The organism is Bifidobacterium simiarum (assembly GCF_002802905.1).
Lineage (GTDB): Bacteria > Actinomycetota > Actinomycetes > Actinomycetales > Bifidobacteriaceae > Galliscardovia > Galliscardovia simiarum.
In genome coordinates this window covers 211006-229582 of sequence record NZ_PEBK01000005.1, presented here as the reverse complement: position 1 = coordinate 229582, position 18577 = coordinate 211006, and the positions used below count along the sequence as shown (strand labels likewise).

At 65.1% G+C, this 18577-nt stretch carries 16 protein-coding genes; 4 read left to right on the top strand and 12 right to left on the bottom strand.

Annotated features, from left to right (window positions below):
- Positions 1-23: 23 nt before the first annotated feature.
- From CSQ87_RS06585 to miaB, 9 genes are all read right to left on the bottom strand, one after another.
- Positions 24-647, bottom strand: coding sequence for a regulatory protein RecX (locus CSQ87_RS06585; protein WP_243388863.1), 624 nt, complete (start codon positions 645-647; stop codon positions 24-26).
- A gap of 99 nt (positions 648-746) precedes the next feature.
- Positions 747-1910 (bottom strand): recombinase RecA, encoded by a 1164-nt coding sequence (gene recA / locus CSQ87_RS06580; protein ID WP_100513066.1) that lies wholly within the window; start codon positions 1908-1910, stop codon positions 747-749.
- 312 nt (positions 1911-2222) lie between these two features.
- Positions 2223-2462, bottom strand: coding sequence for a DUF3046 domain-containing protein (locus tag CSQ87_RS06570; protein WP_100513064.1), 240 nt, complete (start codon positions 2460-2462; stop codon positions 2223-2225).
- Between the two features lie 11 nt (positions 2463-2473).
- Positions 2474-3010: a helix-turn-helix domain-containing protein gene (locus tag CSQ87_RS06565; protein ID WP_100513063.1), complete on the bottom strand. Its 537-nt coding sequence runs from the start codon at positions 3008-3010 to the stop codon at positions 2474-2476.
- Positions 3011-3164: 154 nt separating this feature from the next.
- Entirely contained in the window at positions 3165-3803 is a 639-nt protein-coding gene (locus CSQ87_RS06560; RefSeq protein ID WP_100513062.1) for a CinA family protein, read from the bottom strand.
- Position 3804: 1 nt separating this feature from the next.
- Positions 3805-4476, bottom strand: coding sequence for a CDP-diacylglycerol--glycerol-3-phosphate 3-phosphatidyltransferase (gene pgsA, locus CSQ87_RS06555; protein WP_100513061.1), 672 nt, complete (start codon positions 4474-4476; stop codon positions 3805-3807).
- 122 nt (positions 4477-4598) lie between these two features.
- On the bottom strand, positions 4599-7397 hold the full coding sequence (locus CSQ87_RS06550) for a DNA translocase FtsK (RefSeq protein WP_100513060.1): 2799 nt from the start codon (positions 7395-7397) through the stop codon (positions 4599-4601).
- Between the two features lie 41 nt (positions 7398-7438).
- The gene (gene miaA, locus CSQ87_RS06545) at positions 7439-8467 is read right to left on the bottom strand and encodes a tRNA (adenosine(37)-N6)-dimethylallyltransferase MiaA (protein WP_100513059.1); all 1029 of its coding nucleotides are present in this window, start codon (positions 8465-8467) and stop codon (positions 7439-7441) included.
- Positions 8454-9920, bottom strand: a complete 1467-nt coding sequence (gene miaB / locus CSQ87_RS06540; RefSeq protein ID WP_100513058.1) for a tRNA (N6-isopentenyl adenosine(37)-C2)-methylthiotransferase MiaB — start codon at positions 9918-9920, stop codon at positions 8454-8456. The genes miaA and miaB overlap by 14 nt, the downstream gene beginning before the upstream one ends.
- Before the next feature lie 188 nt (positions 9921-10108).
- Here miaB and CSQ87_RS06535 point away from each other — a divergent pair, with 188 nt between their 5' ends.
- Positions 10109-10819 carry a GTP pyrophosphokinase gene (locus CSQ87_RS06535; protein ID WP_100513057.1) on the top strand — a complete coding sequence of 237 codons (711 nt, stop codon included), beginning with the start codon at positions 10109-10111 and terminating at the stop codon, positions 10817-10819.
- Positions 10820-10873: 54 nt separating this feature from the next.
- Here the strand turns inward: CSQ87_RS06535 and CSQ87_RS06530 are convergent, their stop codons facing one another.
- Positions 10874-11692: an aldo/keto reductase gene (locus CSQ87_RS06530; protein WP_100513056.1), complete on the bottom strand. Its 819-nt coding sequence runs from the start codon at positions 11690-11692 to the stop codon at positions 10874-10876.
- 300 nt (positions 11693-11992) lie between these two features.
- Between CSQ87_RS06530 and CSQ87_RS06525 the strand changes: the two genes are divergently transcribed.
- The gene (locus CSQ87_RS06525; protein WP_100513055.1) at positions 11993-12997 is read left to right on the top strand and encodes a Bax inhibitor-1/YccA family protein; all 1005 of its coding nucleotides are present in this window, start codon (positions 11993-11995) and stop codon (positions 12995-12997) included.
- A gap of 168 nt (positions 12998-13165) precedes the next feature.
- Entirely contained in the window at positions 13166-14131 is a 966-nt protein-coding gene (locus CSQ87_RS06520; RefSeq protein WP_100513054.1) for a DMT family transporter, read from the top strand.
- A gap of 20 nt (positions 14132-14151) precedes the next feature.
- Here the strand turns inward: CSQ87_RS06520 and CSQ87_RS06515 are convergent, their stop codons facing one another.
- Both CSQ87_RS06515 and CSQ87_RS11030 read right to left on the bottom strand, forming a co-directional pair.
- Entirely contained in the window at positions 14152-16254 is a 2103-nt protein-coding gene (locus tag CSQ87_RS06515; protein WP_100513053.1) for a GmrSD restriction endonuclease domain-containing protein, read from the bottom strand.
- 74 nt (positions 16255-16328) lie between these two features.
- Positions 16329-17024 (bottom strand): hypothetical protein, encoded by a 696-nt coding sequence (locus tag CSQ87_RS11030; RefSeq protein ID WP_207761111.1) that lies wholly within the window; start codon positions 17022-17024, stop codon positions 16329-16331.
- Between the two features lie 68 nt (positions 17025-17092).
- Here CSQ87_RS11030 and CSQ87_RS06505 point away from each other — a divergent pair, with 68 nt between their 5' ends.
- Positions 17093-18565: a sensor histidine kinase gene (locus CSQ87_RS06505; RefSeq protein WP_100513052.1), complete on the top strand. Its 1473-nt coding sequence runs from the start codon at positions 17093-17095 to the stop codon at positions 18563-18565.
- The last annotated feature ends 12 nt before the right edge of the window (positions 18566-18577 follow it).

Here is an 18577-nt window from a genome sequence, read left to right as displayed (position 1 = left end):
CACCACGCCCCGTCACGATCCTGTCATGCCTCGTCGTGCAACGGCAGCAGATCCTCGGCCACCTGACGGATGGTGTCGGGACCATGCCCCTTGCGCACGCCGGCACTCCACAGACGACGCCGACGCACCGACGGGTCCAATCCCTCCGTACGCGCGGCGACGCGACGGCCGAGCTCATAGGCGGCCTCCGTGAACAGGCCGGCCTGCCGGGCGTGTTCGGCGGCCCGTGCGGCAAGCGAGGCGTCCACGCCCTTGCGGGTGAGCTCACGGATCGTTCCCCGCTCCCCCAGTTGCCGGCCGACGCAGTACCGCACCATGGAGCGGGCATAGGCCTCGTCATCGACGAGCCCCACCTCGATTAGCCGGTCGACCGTCTCCTCGGCGACGGATTCGTCATAGCCCTTCGCCTTCAGACGCTGGACCAGCGCGCCGGAGGACCTTGCCGCGGAATCCAGCAGGGTCAGCGCGGCCTCCCTGCAGGCGTCGGCGTCGGCGGGGTTCTCCGGCCCTTCGCCGTAGGTGCCCCGGCCGGCGCCGAAGCCGCCCCTTTTCGGGGTCCGGGAAACCGAACGCCGACGGGAGGAACGATCACGCCGGGAACCGTCCCGCTGATCGGGATCCGCCGACGCCCCAAAAACCGCCGACACCCCCAAATCCGCCGATGGGCCGGAGTCCGGCGCGGATTCGACCTGCACAGGATGACGCCGAAGGAATTCCTCTACGGAAATCATCGTCGAACGGAACCGTCACTGCTTGGCCGCGGGGACGGCCGATGCGGGAACGTCGCTCGCCGCCACGGAGGATTCCTGGGTATCCTGAGGCGCCCCGGCGTCGTCCGACGACGAATCGTCGATCTCGTCGGGCTGCTCCACGCCGAACGCCACCTTGATCTTGTGCTGGATCTCATCGGCGAGGGCGGGATTGTCCTTGAGGAACTGCCGGGCCTTCTCACGCCCCTGTCCCAGCTGGTCGCCCTCGTAGGTGAACCACGATCCGGACTTCTTGATGACGTCGGTCTGCACGCCCATGTCGAGGATGGAGCCCTCGGTGGAGATGCCCTCGCCGTACAGCACGTCGAACTCCGCGGTCTTGAACGGCGGGGCCATCTTGTTCTTCACGACCTTCACCTTGGTACGGTTGCCGACCGCCTCGTCACCGTTCTTGATGGTCTGGATGCGTCGGATGTCCAGACGCACCGACGCATAGAACTTCAGCGCCTTGCCGCCGGTCGTGGTCTCCGGACTGCCGAAGAACACGCCGATCTTCTCGCGCAGCTGGTTGATGAAGATCGCGGTGGTACCCGCCTGCGAGAGCGCGCCGGTCATCTTGCGCAGCGCCTGACTCATCAGACGCGCCTGCAGACCGACGTGGCTGTCGCCCATGTCACCTTCGATCTCGGCCTTGGGCACCAGCGCCGCGACCGAATCGATGACGATCACGTCAAGCGCGCCGGAACGGATCAGCATGTCGGCGATCTCCAGCGCCTGCTCGCCGTTGTCCGGCTGCGAGACGATCAGGGAGTCGGTGTCCACGCCCAGCTTGCGCGCGTATTCGGGATCAAGCGCATGCTCGGCGTCGATGAAGGCTGCCACGCCACCCTTCTTCTGCGCATTGGCCACCACATGCAGGGCCAGCGTCGTCTTGCCGGAGGATTCCGGTCCGTAGACCTCCACGATTCGGCCGCGGGGCAGGCCGCCGATGCCAAGGGCCAGATCCAAGGCCAGGGAGCCGGTGGGGATGACCTCCACCTCCTGTACCGGCTTGTCGCCCAGACGCATGGCCGAGCCCTTGCCGAAGCTCTTCTCCACCTGGGCCAGCGCCGTGTCCAATGCCGCCTGACGGCGCTTGGCGAGTTCCTCGGCGCTATCTTTCTTCGGGGACGTCTTCTGTTGTGTCGTCTTCTGTGCCATCAGTGTCTCCTTACGTTCGTAACCGCTGGAGCCTTCACCGTACGCCGTCCCTCACTGCGGGCGCCAGCCGTACGGGAAATGTGCATGAACGTGCCGCCGTCCACAATCACGACCACGCGGCGGCACCGATCGCCAGCATCCGCACCCGACTATACCCGAACATTTGTTCGAAGTCATGCGACACTCCGAAAAACCACGGCCGACCGGAAATCATGACCGACCCCGGGATCACGGTCGGGTCGAAAAACCACGACCGGTCCGGAAACCACGGTCGGTCCGAAACCGCCGCGACAATCACCACGACCGCGGCGCTCACCACGACACGGCCGGCATCGGAGGCGCATTGTGATCCCGTCCCCATCGACGGGAATCCGGCACATCCATCTGATCGCACAGCACGTTCCACACCACACGCGGCTCCACCCCGGCCTCAAGGGCCTCGGCGGCCGTCATGGAGTCCAGCGCGGCAAGTGCCTGATCATGAGAAAGGCTCCGACCGTACGAACGGCCGAAGACCTCCTCAAGCAATTCCCAGAATTCGCGTTCCTGCATGAAGGACGAACCTAGTCGCGCCCCTCAACCTCGCGCACGCGGTCGGCCACCATCATCAGCATGTCGGAAAGCGGCACGCCGAGCGCACGGGTGATCGACACCAGCAGTTCGGAGCTGGCCTCCTTCTGTCCGCGCTCGACCTCCGAAAGGTAGCCGAGGGAGACGCCGGCCTTGCCGCTCACCTCACGCAGGGTCTTGTGATCCTTGGTGCGCAGGCTGCGCAGCACCTCGCCGATCACCTTGCGCAGGGAGATCTGCCCGTCCTCGCCGGACACCATGCGGGTGCGCTCGGCGTGGCGCACGGCATCGACCTCGGTCTCCTCCCTGTCGGCGTTCGCCCACATGCGGTTGAGCGCGGCCTGACGATCGTCCTTGGCCTTGCGCGCGGCCCGCGCACGCAGAATCTGCTGCTGGGCGAACGCCACGGCGCGCTTCTGGGCGGGCGTGAGGTTGCGGGCGATGACCTTGTCGGGCGCGCTCACCACGGTCTTGGCGCCAGTGCCCTGAGTTTCGATCTTCCGGTCGTAGCGTGCTGCAGTCGTCGTCATGTTCACTCCTTTGATTGTCCCCGCTCGATTTCTCGTTCTCTATGTCTCCCAACAGGAGGACACGGCGATTATTCCGCTTTCGGACAACAATGTGACGAAGCTCACACCGCATGCCGCGATACCATGGCCCGCCGATGCTACGTCGGACGTCCGCTCACACCCGGGAATCCGAGCGGACGAGCAGTTCGCTCAGCTCCCGGAGCACGGCCTCGACGGTGTTCCTGCGCACGGTCTCGCGATCCCCGCGCAGATGCAGTTCGCTGACATGCGTGGTCCGGGCAGCGTCGTGTTCCTCGATCGGATCCCCCTCGGACGAACGATCCTCGGGCAGGGAGATCCCCACGTACACCAGACCGGCGGGCTTGTCGCCATCGGGACCGGGACCGGCCACGCCGGTGGTGGACAGCCCCACCACACGGTGGCGAAGATCATCGTGTGTGTCGTACAGCCGGGCGGTCGCCTCGGCCATCTGGCAGGCGACCTGCGGATGCACGGCGCCTTCGCGACGAAGCAATGCGGCATCCACGCCGAGGATCGCCGCCTTCGCGTTGATGTCGTAGGTGACGGCCGAGCCGAGGAACACGCGGGAGGCGCCGGGAATGCGCACGAACGCATCGGCGAGCAGACCACCGGTCAGGGACTCCGACGCGGCGATGAACCAATGGCGGTCGAGGCAGATCCCCAGCACGCTTTCCGCCAGACCATCCCTGATCTGCTGACGGTCGTCGGCACGACCATCCTCGCCGGCACAACCATCCTTATCGGCACGGCGGGGGGCGTCGGTCCCGATCATCCTAGGCCTCCTTGCGGGAGGGGAAGAACGTGCCCTTGACGTAGACGAAGCCGGAGTACAGGCACAGCACGAGGGCCACGAGCAGCAGCACGTACGCCACCAGATAGTAGCCGTTGACCACCGCGGCCGGCAGATATTCGGGGTGCTCGACGGTCTGGCCGAGCGTCCACGCCGGCAGCATGTACATCGACAGTGCGATCGACTGGAACACCGTCTTGAGCTTGCCGGGCCACGCGGCGGCGATCACCTTGCCGCCCGGACGCTCCATGACGAAGAAACGCATGAGCGTGATGCCGATTTCGCGGATCAGGAACAGCGCGGTGATCGCCCACGCCCAGGTGAACTCGCCGAACGCCGACAGCAGGATCAGCGCCGAGCACATCAGCAACTTGTCGGCAATCGGATCCATGAGCTTGCCCAGTTCGGTGACCTCGTTGTTGCGCCGGGCCAGCCAGCCATCCACCTTGTCGGTGCTGGCGGCGACGATGAACAGCACGGCGGACGCCCAACGCAGCGTCACATCGTCCCTGCCGCTCGGCCCCGCCATGACGGTGAGCACGATGTACACCACCACCAGAACGATGCGGGCATAGGTCACCAGATTGGCCGAGGTGTTCCATCCCTCCAGCAGCGAGGGCTTCGAACGCTCATCCGGATTGTTCTTTTCCGCCATCAGTCACTCCTTGTTTGACACGCGTACCTAGCGTACCGCGTAACGAATATAGACACCGACCGCATGATGCGCAATGTGGCATGCACGCGGTCGCCCCATGCTTCGAAGACCCTGCGCCGGCCCTACTGCCCCGCCTCCTGCGGTGCGGAATCGCCGGGACGTATCGCATCGGTCTTGCCCTGGATGAACGCCAGCACCTGCGGCAGGTCCTGCGGCTGCACCAGCACCTGACGGGCCTTGGAGCCCTCCGAGGGCCCGACCACGCCGCGTGATTCGAGCAGGTCCATGAGCCGGCCGGCCTTGGCGAAGCCGACGCGCAGCTTGCGCTGCAGCATCGACGTGGATCCGAACTGCGAGGAGACCACGAGTTCGGCGGCCTGCAGCAGCACGTCCATGTCGTCGCCGATCTCCTCGTCGGGCTCGACGGCGCTCTGGTCGGCGTCCTTGGCCATCTGCTCGATGTCCTCGCGGTACCGGGGCTTGCGCTGGGTGCGCACGAAGTCGACGGCCGCGCGGATCTCGGATTCGGAGACCCACGATCCCTGCACACGCAGCGGTTTGGCACTGCCCATCGGCAGGAACAGCGCATCGCCCTGGCCGATGAGGCTTTCCGCGCCCGTGGTGTCGAGGATCACCCTCGAATCGGTGGCCGACGACGTGGCGAACGCCAGACGGGACGGGATGTTGGCCTTGATCAGGCCGGTGACCACGTCGACCGAGGGTCGCTGCGTGGCGAGGACCAGATGCACGCCGGCCGCACGGGCCAGCTGGGTGATGCGCTGGATCGAGCTTTCCACGTCGTTCTTGGCGACCATCATCAGATCGGCCATCTCGTCGACGACCACGAGCAGGTACGGGTAGGGCGCGACCTTGCGGTTCGATCCCTCGGGCACATGCACCTTGCCGGCACGCACCGCCTCATTGAAGTCCTTGACGTGGCGGAATCCGAAGTACTGCAGATCGTCGTATCGGGCGTCCATCTCCTTGACCACCCATTCGAGGGCCTGCGCGGCCTTCTTCGGATCGGTGATGATGGGCGTGAGCAGATGAGGGATGCCCGCGTAGGCGGAAAGCTCCACGCGCTTGGGATCCACCATGATCAGGCGCACCTGCTCGGGGGTGGCGCGCATGATGATGGAGGTGAGCATCGAGTTGATGAAGCTGGACTTGCCGGAACCGGTGGCGCCGGCCACCAGCAGATGCGGCATCTTGGTGAGGTCCGCGGTGACGAAATGGCCCTCGACGTCCTTGCCCACGCCGGCGAGCATCGGATTGCGGTCGTTGCGGGCCTTGTCGGAGCGCAGTACGTCGCCCAGATGCACGATCTCGCGGTCGACGTTCGGGATCTCGATGCCGATGGCGGACTTGCCCGGGATCGGCGAGAGGATGCGCACGTCGGAGCTGGCCACCGCGTAGGCGATGTTGCGCCTCAGATTGGTGACCTTCTCCACCTTGACGCCCGGACCGAGCTCGACCTCGTACTGGGTGACCGATGGGCCCCGCAGGAACCCGACGACCTTGGCGTCCACCTTGAACTGCTGGAACGTGGATTGCAGCGCGGCGATCACCTTGTCGTTGGCCGGCGTGCGGGCCGCATGCGGCTTGCCGTGCGCCAGCAGTTCCAGATCCGGCAGATGGTAGACGGCCGATTCGCCCGACTCGGGATCGGGGACGGAGACCGAAGCGGCAGCAGGTACCGAAGCCGCAACGGGTGCCGAGGCCGCAGCCGCGGGGGAAGAGGCTCCCCCCGCGTTCGGCACGACGCCGTAGGCGCCGGAATTGTCCATCAGCCGCGTCGAGGCAATCGGCTCCTCGTCACCGTCGGCATCGTTCGCACCGGCGGGGGCGCCGTTCCCGCCCGCGGGAGCGTCAAGCGCCTTGGCCCACGGGTCGGGATAGCCGCCCGTCCCGGAAGCCGTGGGAACCGATCCCGATACGGCCGGAAGCTGTCCGGCGGATGACTCATGGCCGTACTCGCCCAGGCCCCCGGCGGACGACACGGTGCGCGGCCGGCGATCTACCAGCGGGGTCTCCGCGGTGGCGCCGTGCGTGGACGCGGCCTTGTCGAACGCGGTGTCGGCGGCGTACCGGTCGAGTCTGGCGTCGTCGGCGTCACCGCCCCCGCGACGTCGACCGAAGATCCGTTCGAGCAACGACGGACGCCGGGAATCGGACTGTCCCTGATCGGCACCGTCATGCGTGGGCACGCCGTCGGCGAAGGTCAGGGTCTCGTCGCCGTCCGCGAGACGGACCTCGTTGGGCAGCCGGTCCGTGGAGTCCTCCGATCGGGACTCCTCGGCCCGTTCCGCCATGCGTTCATGCAGCGAATGACCGTACGAGGACACGTCGTTCATCGTCACGCCGGTGATCAGCAGCAACGACAGCAGCCCCACCAGCACGAACAGCGCGATGGCGAACGCCTCGGACAGCCCCCAGGCAAGCGGGGATCCGACGATAAAGCCCAGCAGGCCGCCGGCGTTCTGGATCGCCTGCATGTCGAATCCCTGGGAGTCCCCCAGCTTCACCGCGTCGATGATCGAGCAGATCGACCACACCAGCAGACCCAGTCCCGTCAGCATACGGGCATTGCCGTACGCCCGGACGTTGGTGCTGACCATCCGGATCGCGATATACAGCAGAATCACCGGCAGGATCACGCTCATCATGCCCAGCAGGCTCGAGGCCACGACGTGCAGGGCCCGGCCAAGCAGTCCGCTGACGCGGAACCATTCGCTGGCGCAGAACAGCACCGCGCCAGCGATCAGGGCGAAGAAGGTCAGGGTCCGGCCCCATACGGTGTCCAGTTCGGGAAGCAGTCCGGCATCGTCCTGATTCGACGATTCCTTCGCGCCCTTCCCCCGTGCGCCCGAAGCGCGCCCCGAGGACGGGCGCGACGATGATTTCGATGATTTCTGTGCCATAGCAAGGCACTACCTTACCGTTCCCGGTCAACGACGGGTACTCAGGCGGCAATATCACCCAGATGGTGCTGTACGTACTCGTCGGCGTGGGCGTCGATCGCATCGTAGTCGCCGGCATCGGCGTGATGCACGATGCCCCGCGCCCTGTCCAGCAATCCGGGGTTCAGCGCCTCGAGCCAGTGGATGCGGGGATCCCTGCCGAACCATCCCATCTGCCGGCGGGCCAGACGGCGGGTCTTCTGCGCGACGTCGGCCATCGCCTCGTCGAGGTCGGTCAGCCCGTCGAGTAGATCGATGACCTGCTGGTAGCCCAGCGCGCGGGCCGCGGTGACGCCCAGACGGGGACGCAGACGCTCCACCTCGTCCACGAAGCCATCGTCGAACATCCGCTTCGTGCGGATGGCGATGCGCCGGTCCAGCTCCTCGCGCGGCAGATCGAGGCCGATCTGCACGGACGGGATGACGTAGCGGTACCGAGGCAGGCTGGCGGAATACGGGCGTCCGGTGATCTCGATGACCTCCAGCGCGCGCACGGTACGGCGGGGATTGTGCGGATCCATGCGGGCCGCGGCCTCGGGATCCTTCCGCTCCAGTTCGGCGAACAGCGCGCCGGCGCCCTCGTCCTTCACCCGCTGCTCCAGCCGGGCCCTCACCTCGGGATCGGTGCCGGGGAACGAGATGTCGTCGATGGCCGCGCGGGCGTACAGGCCGGATCCGCCGACCAGAATCGGTCGCACTCCCCTGCCCTGCAATTCGCCGATGCAGTCGCGCACCAGCTTCTGGAACCGGGCCACCGTCATCGTCTCGGTCGGCTCGATCACGTCGAGCAGATGGTGGGGCACCTGCGAGCGCTCCTCCTCGGTGGCCTTCGCGGTGCCGATGTCCATGCCGCGGTACATCTGGTATGCATCGGCGTTGACGATCTCGGCCCGCTGGCCCTCGCCCTCCAACGCCTTGGCGAGCGCGATGGCCAGCGAGGTCTTGCCCGAGGCGGTGGGGCCGACGATCGAAACGACGCGCTGGCCGGCGGATTTGACGGACTCGGTGACGGAAGTCTCAGTGGCGGACATGGTAGGTCTGCCCTTTTCTCGGATCCGGATCGGCGATGAGATTATGCCGTCCCGCATGGGTGACGGTGGCGGTGACGAAATCGCCGACCTGTGGCATCGGCTCGCCCTCGGGCACGCCGATGTGCACGAGCACGCCGGTGCGTTCGCGCCCGGTGACCCGGTGCGTCTCATCGTCCTTCTTGCCGCGGGTGCCGGTGATCATCACCTCGACGTCGCGCCCCTCGAACTCCGCGAGCTTCTCCTCGGTGATGCGCTCCTGCAGGGCGACCAGCCGCTCGAAGCGGCGCTGGACCACGTCGTGCGGCACCTGCTCCATACTCGCCGCCGGGGTGCCGGGCCTCGGCGAGTAGATGAACGTGAAGGCCGACGAGAACCTCGCCTGCTCGACCACGTCGAGCGTGCGCTGGAAGTCCTCCTCGGTCTCGCCGGGGAAGCCGACGATGATGTCGGTGCTGATCTGGGCGTCGGGCATGGCCTCGCGCACCTTGCGCAGGATGTCTAGGAACTTCGCGGAACGGTAGGAGCGGCGCATGGCCCGCAGAATGTCGTCCGAGCCGGACTGCAGCGGCATGTGCAGCTGGTGCATCACGTTGGGGGTCTCGGCCATGGCGGCGATCACGTCGTCGGTGAACGCGGCGGGATGCGGCGACGTGAAGCGCACGCGTTCCAGCCCCTCGATCTGCCCGCAGGCGCGCAGCAGCTTGGAGAAGGCCATGCGGTCGCCGATGGAGTAGCCGTAGGAGTTCACGTTCTGTCCCAGCAGCGTGACCTCCTTCGCCCCGCCTTCGACGCAGCGGCGCACCTCGTCGAGGATGTCGCCGGGACGGCGGTCGCGCTCCTTGCCGCGGGTCGTGGGCACGATGCAGAACGTACAGGTGTTGTTGCATCCCACGGAGATCGACACCCACGAGGAGACGCGGGAGTCGCGCACGGTGGGCAGCTGGCTGGGGAACAGGTCGAGTTTCTCCTGCACCTTCACCTGCGGCTTGCCGCTGACGCGGTTCTGGTCGAGCAGCTTCGGCAGGGAGCCGATGTTCTTAGTGCCGAACACGGCGGACACCCATGGGGCCTTTTTGGCGATGCGCTCCCGGTCGAGCTGGGCCATGCATCCGCCCACGGCGATCTGCAGGTTCGGGCGCATGCGCTTGAGGTTCGCCCACAGGCCGATCGTGCCGTACATGCGTTCGGCGGCGTTCTCGCGCACCGCGCAGGTGTTGAGTACGATCAGGTCGACGTCCTTGTCGGCCGCCTGTTCCTCGGTGGCGGCCACGTAGCCGTCGGCGTCGAGCACGCCGGCGATGCGTTCGGAGTCATGTACGTTCATCTGGCATCCGAGCGTATGCACGTAGTACACGCCCTTGCCGCGGCCGGGATTGAGATTCTCGTGCTCGCCGGTCAGTGCGGAGGCGGGGATCGGGTTGCGTTCTTCGACGGTCATCATATCCTCGTTCATAGGTCACCATCCTAGCCGGACGCGCTCCCCGCGACGGGGCCGGACCGCCACGGACGGATCTTGGTACCATTGCGCATTGACCGGAATCGTCAGGGGATCGGCACCGTACGCCGACCAATGCGGCGGGACCGGACCGTCAGGCCAGACCACGGTGACCGACAACGCGACCGAGATAAGGAGTGCCGTTCATGATCCTCGAACGCAAGCAGCGTTTCAACGTCCCCGAGATCCGCTCCCGCATGGAGCAGGTCTCCGCCGAATTGGGTACCGAAACCTTCCACGGCGCGCAGATCGTGCAGTACGCCGAGCTCGAGCAGGTGTACTCCGGCGCGATGCGGGAGATCAGCACGAAGCTGGAAAACCTCGACGACGAGTTCCAGCTGCGGGACCGGCACAATCCGATCCATCACATGGAGTGCCGGCTGAAGAGCATCGGATCCACCATCGGCAAGCTGCGCAAGCGCGGTCTGCCGCTCAGTGTGGAGTCGGTGCGGGAGAACCTGTTCGACATCGCCGGCATCCGCGTGATCTGCAACTACGAGCAGGACGTGTACAAGGTGGCGGACACGCTGTCCGAACAGTCGGACATCGAGGTGATCCGGGTCAAGGATTACATCGCCCATCCCAAGCCGAACGGCTACCGCAGCCTCCATGTGATCTACTCGGTGCCGGTGTTTCTCACCGACGGCCCGCATCCCACCCCCGTGGAGGTGCAGTTCCGCACGATCGCGATGGACTACTGGGCCAGCCTCGAACACCGTCTGCGCTACAAGAACGACATGGAGGACTCGGACCGCGAACGGCATGTCGCCACGTTGCGGGAATGCGCGAAGGAGCTTTCCCGCATCGAGGCGACAATGCAGGCGATCCACAACGAGATCGGCGCCGGCGAGGCCTGAGTCCGCAACGGTCTCGCCGGGCCGGCCGGCCCGCCATCTGGCCGGAGCCGCGGATCAGAAGTCGAAGTGGTCCGGGTCGCTGCCGTTGCGCACACCGGTCTCCAGCGCGTCGACGGCGGCCATGTCCTCGTCGGAGAGTTCGAAGTCGAACACGTCGATGTTCTCGTGGATGCGCTGTTCGTGCGTGGACTTCGGCAGGACGATCACGCCGCGCTGCAGGTGCCAGCGGATCACCACCTGCGCCGCCGACTTGCCGTATTTCGCGCCGATCGCGGTCAGCACCGGATTGGACAGCAGGGTGCCGCCGGTGCCGCCCAGCGGGCTCCATGCCTCGACCGCGATGCCGTGGGCGCGGCAGTATTCGATGACCTCGCCGTTGCCGAACTGCGGGGAGGATTCGATCTGGTCGACGGCCGGCGTGATGTCGCTGATCGTCGCCAGCTCCTCGAGATGGTGGATCTGGAAGTTGCTCACGCCGATGGCCCGCACGCGACGGTCCGTATACAGTTCGCCCATCGCCTCCCAGGCGTCCTGCCAGCCGTCGGCGGGCCAGTGGATCAGGTACAGATCGACGTAGTCCATGCCGAGACGGTCAAGGCTCTCCTCGAAGGCCTCCTTCGCTCGGTGTCGGCGGATGTCCTCGTTCCACAGCTTCGTGGTGACGAAGATGTCCCTCCGCTTCACGCCCGACTTGGCGATCGCGGCGCCCACCGAGGCCTCGTTGCCGTAGATCATCGCGGTATCGATGTGACGGTATCCGTTCTCCAGCGCCCACAGCACCGCGTTCTCGGTCTGCAGGCCGTTCGGGGTCTGGAACACGCCCAGTCCGATCCGGGGAATCTTGATCTCATTGTTCAGTCTGGTGAATTCCATCGGTCTTCCGATCCTCCTTGGTCATGATGATGGTCATGTGGTCATGATGATCGGCCCCGAAGCCATGATCCGTGTCACTGCGGCGGGACCGTCCTCCTACGGCCCGTTCGTGCCGGACCGTCTCCTTCTGTCATCCTAATGGCGGTGTCGGCCCCGATCCCGGATTGCACGATCCTCGCCACCGCTTTCCCCTGTGAGCATAACGATTCAGGTTTCCGTAAGCTGCCTTCCATACGGTTGACGGCAGTAAGTCAGGCATGTCGAAGTTCCCGGCAGGCCACGATCATGAAGGAGCTTGTGATGGCGTTCGGATTCGGACAGCGTTCCGGTAGGAATTCCGGCGGACGAAATACCAACGACGGGCAGTATCAGAACCCACAGTATTATCAGGATCCACAGTATTATCAGAACCCACAGTACGGCGATCAGTACGGGCAGACGCCGTACGGTCAGGCGTCATACGGCCAGCAGTACGGCAACACCTACTCGCAGGGATACGGACAGCCGCAGTCCCCGTACGGTCAGGCACAGTCCCCATACGGTCAGGCATCATACGGACCGGCACAGTACGGACAGCAGTATGGTCAGGCCTCGGTGATGGACACGCAGCCCGTCTACGTGCGCGACACCTTCGAAAAGGCCAAGCGGGTCTCCACCACCAAGGCGTATGCCGAAATGACCATGGGACTGCTGGTCACCGCCGTCGTGGCCATCATCACCCAGACCAGCGGACTGCTGTTCGCCTATCTGCAGGCCACCGGCATGATCGGCTGGATCGGACTGACCATCGTGCAGGTGGGCATGGCCATCTTCCTCGGCGTGCGCGTGATGAGCATGAATCCGGGCACCGCCCGCGTCCTGTTCTACGCCTATGCGGCGCTGATGGGGTTCACGCTGAGCACGATCTTCGTCACCTACTCGCTGGGCAGCATCGTGATGGCGCTGGGCATGTCGACCGCGTTCTTCCTGTGCCTGACGATGTTCGGCCTGACCACGAAGCTCGACATGCTCAAGGCCGGTCCGATCCTTATGGTTGCGCTGCTGGTGCTGATCGTGTTCGAGGTGATCATGATGTTCGTCGCACCCACCGGCGCCATGACCATGCTGATCTCGGCGATCGCGCTGCTGATCTTCGCCGGACTGACCGTCCACGACGCGCAGTTCACCCGCATGATGTTCGCCCAGTACTCGCATGACGAGGTGATGATCCGCAGGGTCTCGATCCTGTGCGCGCTGAACCTGTACCTTGACTTCATCAACTTCTTCGTGAACCTGCTGACGATCTTCGGCAGCTCCGACAACTAGCGCTTGGTACTTCGCCAATCGACGTTCCGGCGAAAGGCCCCGGGTCGCGACCTCGTATGGTCCGCGGCCCGGGGCCTTTCGCAATATGGAAGCACGCGTCTTCCCGTTACACGGGTGCGTTACGTTGTTGGTCCCATGAACACAGAGCATAGGCAGGAACTCGTCGGCATGGCCGCGTTAGTGCTGACGGCCATGATCTGGGGGTTTGCGTTCGTCTCGCAGGTTTCCGGCATGACCAGCATGAAGCCGTTCTTCTTCAACGCCACGAGATTCACACTCGGCACGCTGTCCCTGCTGCCGATCCTGCTGGTGAGGCATCGTCGTTCGTCCTCCGGTTCCGGTCCGGACGGCCGTGAGCGGACAGTCTCCGCGGGGCAGTCCGCGACCACGTCCACGAGGAAATCAAGGAAGACGGTGCTGGTGGCCATGCTGTGCGGCATCGTGCTATTCCTGGCCAGCACCTTCCAGCAGTACGGCATTCTCTATGGCAAGTCCGCCGGCAGGGCCGGATTCCTCACCGCCCTGTATATCGTGATCGTGCCGCTGCTGGCGTTCGTGTTCCTCCATCGGCGCATCGGCGTGCTCACCGTGGTGGCGGTCGCGGTCGCCATCGCCGGATTCTATTTCCTGTGCATCACCGACGGATTCGGCTCGATGACGCTGGCCGACGGTCTGCTGGTGGTCTCGGCCCTGCTGTTCGCCGTGCATATCCTCGTCATTGACGAGCTCGGCGCGGGCATTGATCCGATCATCCTCTCGTTCGGCCAGTTCCTCACCACCACCGTGATCAGCTGGGTCTGCTCGCTGATCGGCGGCGACGTGGATTGGGCCGGCGCCTCGCAGGCGTGGGTCGCGGTCGTGTATGCCGGCATCGGTTCGGTGGGCATCGCCTATACGCTGCAGGTGGTGGGTCAGCAGTGGGTGCCGCCGACCCGCGCATCGCTGATCATGTCGCTCGAATCGTTCTTCTCGGTGATCGGCGGCGCCCTGCTGCTCGGCGAGGTGATGACGCCGCGCGCCTATCTCGGCTGCGCGCTGATCTTCCTCGGCACCCTGCTCGCCCAGACGCCGGCGAGGCTTCCCCGGTTCCTCACGCGGACGAAGACCGGGAGCGGCGCAAGGGACCGGGGCTGAGCGACGGAGAGATTTTCCTCTTACTTCTCCTTGAGACGGTACGTCTTCCAGATGTCGCTGAGCTTCTGCCCGTTCGAGGTGCGCTTCCACACGTTGAGTCCGGCGCTGCTGCCGCCGACCGCCCGGGCCGCCGCGGTCGGGGACGGGTATTCGGTGCCGTCCTCCATGCGCATCTTGCCGTCGTCGGTGATGGTGGCGACCCAGCGTTCGCCCTTGCGCGGCCGCACCCATTCGAAGGTCTCCCCGGAGACCAGCAGCCCAGCGTCGAGCACCTGGGCGATGGTGACGCGACGGGAGCTGGGCTTGCGGATCCTGGTGACCTCGGTGAGATGTTCCTCGCTGAGCTGGGACAGGTCGACGTGCTCGGCGTCGTATCGGATGTTCCAGTAGTCGGCGATCAGACGGACCGTCTCGTCCTGCCGCCATTCGAGGGTCTTCGGAGTCAGTTCGGCGATGTCGGCGAGACGCGCGGTGAGCGGGAACCGCCTCGATGAGGCGTGCGTCAGCATCTGGTCGCGTCGTTTGCCGTAGTCATCGACCCGTTCCACCTGCTTTTCGCCGGTCTGGCTGAGCACGAGATTGCCGATGCGCTCCGCCCAGTAGTCGCGTACGGATTCCGGCCATGAGGCGAACGAGGAGTTCTTGCCGATATGTTCCGGGACGAGTCGCAGCACCCTCAGGCTTCGCGGGCGGGTGATGCGGCCGCCGTCCTGCTGCTCGTTCGCGCGGATCAGCAACAGACGTCGCACCGCGTCGTTGAGCGGCAGTTCGCCGCGCAGGTGGGCCAGGGCCCTGCGGCGTTCGTCGTCGCTGATGTTGAACCAGCGGATCTGTTGCAATGTGCGTCGCTTGTCGAGATCGCGGATGGCGCTGGCGAAGCGGGTGCGACGATAGAGCGTCGTCTGATGGTTCAGCATGTCGATGCCGCTGACCCGTTCCAGGGCGCCGAGCACACCGTTGAGGCGGTCGAGGTCATGCAGGTCGAGCGTCTCGTCCGCTTTCGAACCGCGTGCGTGGGAATGCGCTCCGCCGCCGGTGAACGCCGCAGGGCCGAGCGCACCGAGGTTGCGGATGGAATGGGCCAGCGCCCACATGGCCACGGGCTTCCAGTCGTCGGCGGGATAGTCGTTGAGTGCGACGAGCCGGCCGACGACGTCATCGGGCAGCCTGCTTTCCGTCGGCCGCTCGACCATGCGCCATGCATTGGCGTAGGGGGCGAGCACCTTGTCGATGAATTCGATGACCTCATCGCTGCCCTGCAGGCGGGACTTGAGCACGTCGCTCTGGAAATCGGTGATGAGCTGCCCGCATTCGGCCTTGTAGGTGACGATCATGTACAGGCTGCGGAAGAACTGCTCCGTCTTCTGCGGATCGTCGCCCAACGGTTCGACGATGTCGTCCCATCGGGAGGCGTAGGCGTCGCGTGAGGCGCTGGACAGCGAGGCCACCGCCTTGGCCTTGAACACATCGGAGGCGGTGAGAGGCACGCCGCGCATGTTCATCACGTCGAAGATGCGGTGGGCACCGGCCAGATCATCAGTGATCACCATCACCAGAGTGACCTGATTGACCAGATACGAGGCGAACCGGCGACGATCCTCGACCTCCATGTCGGCGAGCATGTCGTACGCCTGCTTGGTGTTGAGCTTGATGTTCCACTGGGCGCTGGTGGCGAGATCCGCCTCACGCAGATCGAGCACGGCCTCGACGCCCGCCTGAATGTTGTCACGGAAGAATTCGGCGTCTCGGTCCCGCAGACGGAGTCGGGGTTCGGCCTTGATGCCGCGCAGCTTGTCGCCATGCTCCATGATCAGGTCGTCAAGACTTTCGACGAGATCCTCATCGTCTTCCAGATCGCGCAGCACGGCGATGATGATCGTCAGCGACACCAGACGCTGCTGGCCGTCGATCACCTGAAACCGATTGTCCTCATCCCGCACGAGGATCAGTGATCCAAGGAAATAGGGGGTCTTCGGATTGGCCGAGGCATCGCGCAGATCCTCCACCAGCTGGCGCATGTTCTCCGTCTGCCATGTATACGCCCGCTGGAATGCCGGCACCACGAACCGGTAGTCCGAGGTGAAGATCTTACCCAGTGGCTGTTCCGTCGCTTTGATTCCCATAGTCCCCCACCATAGCCCGACGGGGCTACCCCGTTCGCTCACGGAACATGGGTGGCCCCGAACGGGATCGACAACTAGTACAGCGGCACGGTGCAAAACGCGGAACCGGTAGTTCCCGTTGCCTCCTTCGCATCCTTCTGCTCACCGTTGACGATGACCTTGCAGGTCATCTTCTGGTCGTTGCCTCCATTGATGACGTCACCGGTGACGCTCAGACCGGTCAGTTCCTTGGCTTCGTCACCCGTGAAGGTCTTCGACCACTGGCCCTTGAACTCCTCGGTATTGCTGCTGCCGTTCTTGAACCACATCACCGTGCCCTCACCGGTCGCCGTGGCCTGCAGTTCAACGGTCTTCCCCGTTGTCTTGGAGGTGCCGCCCGACTGCTGCTGCTTGGCCGTATCGGACTTTGTCGCGGTCGATGTCTGCGAAGAGGACGGCGAAGAACCATCGTTCCCCGAACCGTTTCCAGAACCGCCGGCTATTGCCCCGATGACGATCAGCACAACGATCAGCCAGAACCACCACTTCTTCCAGAACGGCTTCTTCGGCTTTCCTCCACGCCGGTTCTCCTGAGGAGCCTGATAGGGCGCAGCCACGGGCTGCTGCGGCTGTTGCGGCTGCGGAGCCTGCGGCGGAATCTGTCCATTCGGCGAGTATCCGTTGGAATCAGTCATGATGAATCCCTCTTCTTCGATTACTTGGTCATGTTTTGACTTGGTAATTTCAACGTACTGATGCTCGATGTCCACCGACACTGTACGAATGGGCATGTCGGATTTCCCGATCGGGCGGGGGACGCTGCGCGAACGGACGATGTCATGCGACGAGGATTCCACGTATGCTCGGAAGCATCATGTTCCAGATTCCTCCGTATCCGCATGCCTCGGGGTCTTCGTCGAACCAGTCGGAGGCTCGCGCCAAGCCGATCCTCTCCGTTCGTGACGGGGACGGCGACATCGTGCTGCCGGCGCGACGCCTCTGGTCAGTCGTGTTGATCGCTCTTGGCATCGTGGCGAATCTGGCCCACACTTCGTTCGCCGGGGCACTGGCCGACGACATCGGGGACGCGCCGGGGTTTCTGCTGGCGGCAATCGCCTTGTTCGCCGGCTGCGCCCTGCCGTTCCTGCTGCTGCACCGGGACCGCAACCCCATGCTCGTGCTGACGGTCAACGCCATCGCCGCCGTGCTGCTGCCACTCGGTTCCCTGACCGCGCTGTGCTCACTGAGCGCACTGGTCGCCAGGGATACCGACCGGCGCCGGCTCGCGGTGGGTACGGCTCTTGCCTCCGCCGCCCTTGCCGCCTCATACGTCAAGGATCTGCTGCGGCCTCTGGGCTCGTCATTGTGGAAGATGCTGTTCACCGAACATGACACCGGCGTGGGCGATGTGCCGGCAAGGCTGCTCTCCCCCATGCGCACGATTGTGATCATCGCCGTGGTCTGGGGACTCGGATCGGTGGCGGCCTCGGTGCTCGCCGGCCTGTACCTGCGCACACGGGCCATCGCCCAGACCGCGGACGCCAAGGTGCACGCCGAACGGTCCCGCGCCGACACCCTGGCCAGCGATCTGCAGATCCAGCGGTTCGCCGACGCAGTGGCGGCAGAGGCCCATGACACGCTGGCGCACAGTCTGTCGCTGATCGCGGTGAACGCGAGCGCCATGCAAGCGCAGGCCTCTCATCTCGCCTCGTCGCTGGAATCATCCGACACCGCCTCCGACGCAGACCATGCGGAGAAGGCCCGTGCCTTGGCGGAACGGGCCTCGCAGATTCGTCGTCAGGCTGCGGGAGCGCTGGATGAGGCGCACAGCATCATCGACATGCTCCGTCATCCGCAGGAGGCGCGGATCATGCTCGCCCCGTCGGACGAGACCGCGCTGACCCGCGAGGCGCTGTACGACGTCATCGATGCAGCACGGTCGGCCGGCATGACGTTGGATACATGGATCGACGTACGTGATCTGAGCTCCCTGAATCCGGATATCGCCAAGATCGCCTTCCGCGCGGTGCAGGAGGGCCTGACGAACGCTCGCCGGCACGCGCCGGAGCAACGGGTCTCCCTGGAGATCTCGGCGTCGCCGGCGAACGGCGTGATCATCCTGTTCTCCAATGCCACCGGTTTCGGTACAACCGCCGGACCGACCCAGACCGTCGTCGACAATGCCGACGGCGATCACGGCAATCACGGCGGCAACGGCCTTCCCTGTCTGCGCGAGCGGGTCGAGCGGGCGGGAGGCACCTGCGAATACGGATACGATGCGAGGAACGACTTCCATCTTGACGTGAAACTGCCGTTCGTATCGTTACGATGAGGGTATGTCCGA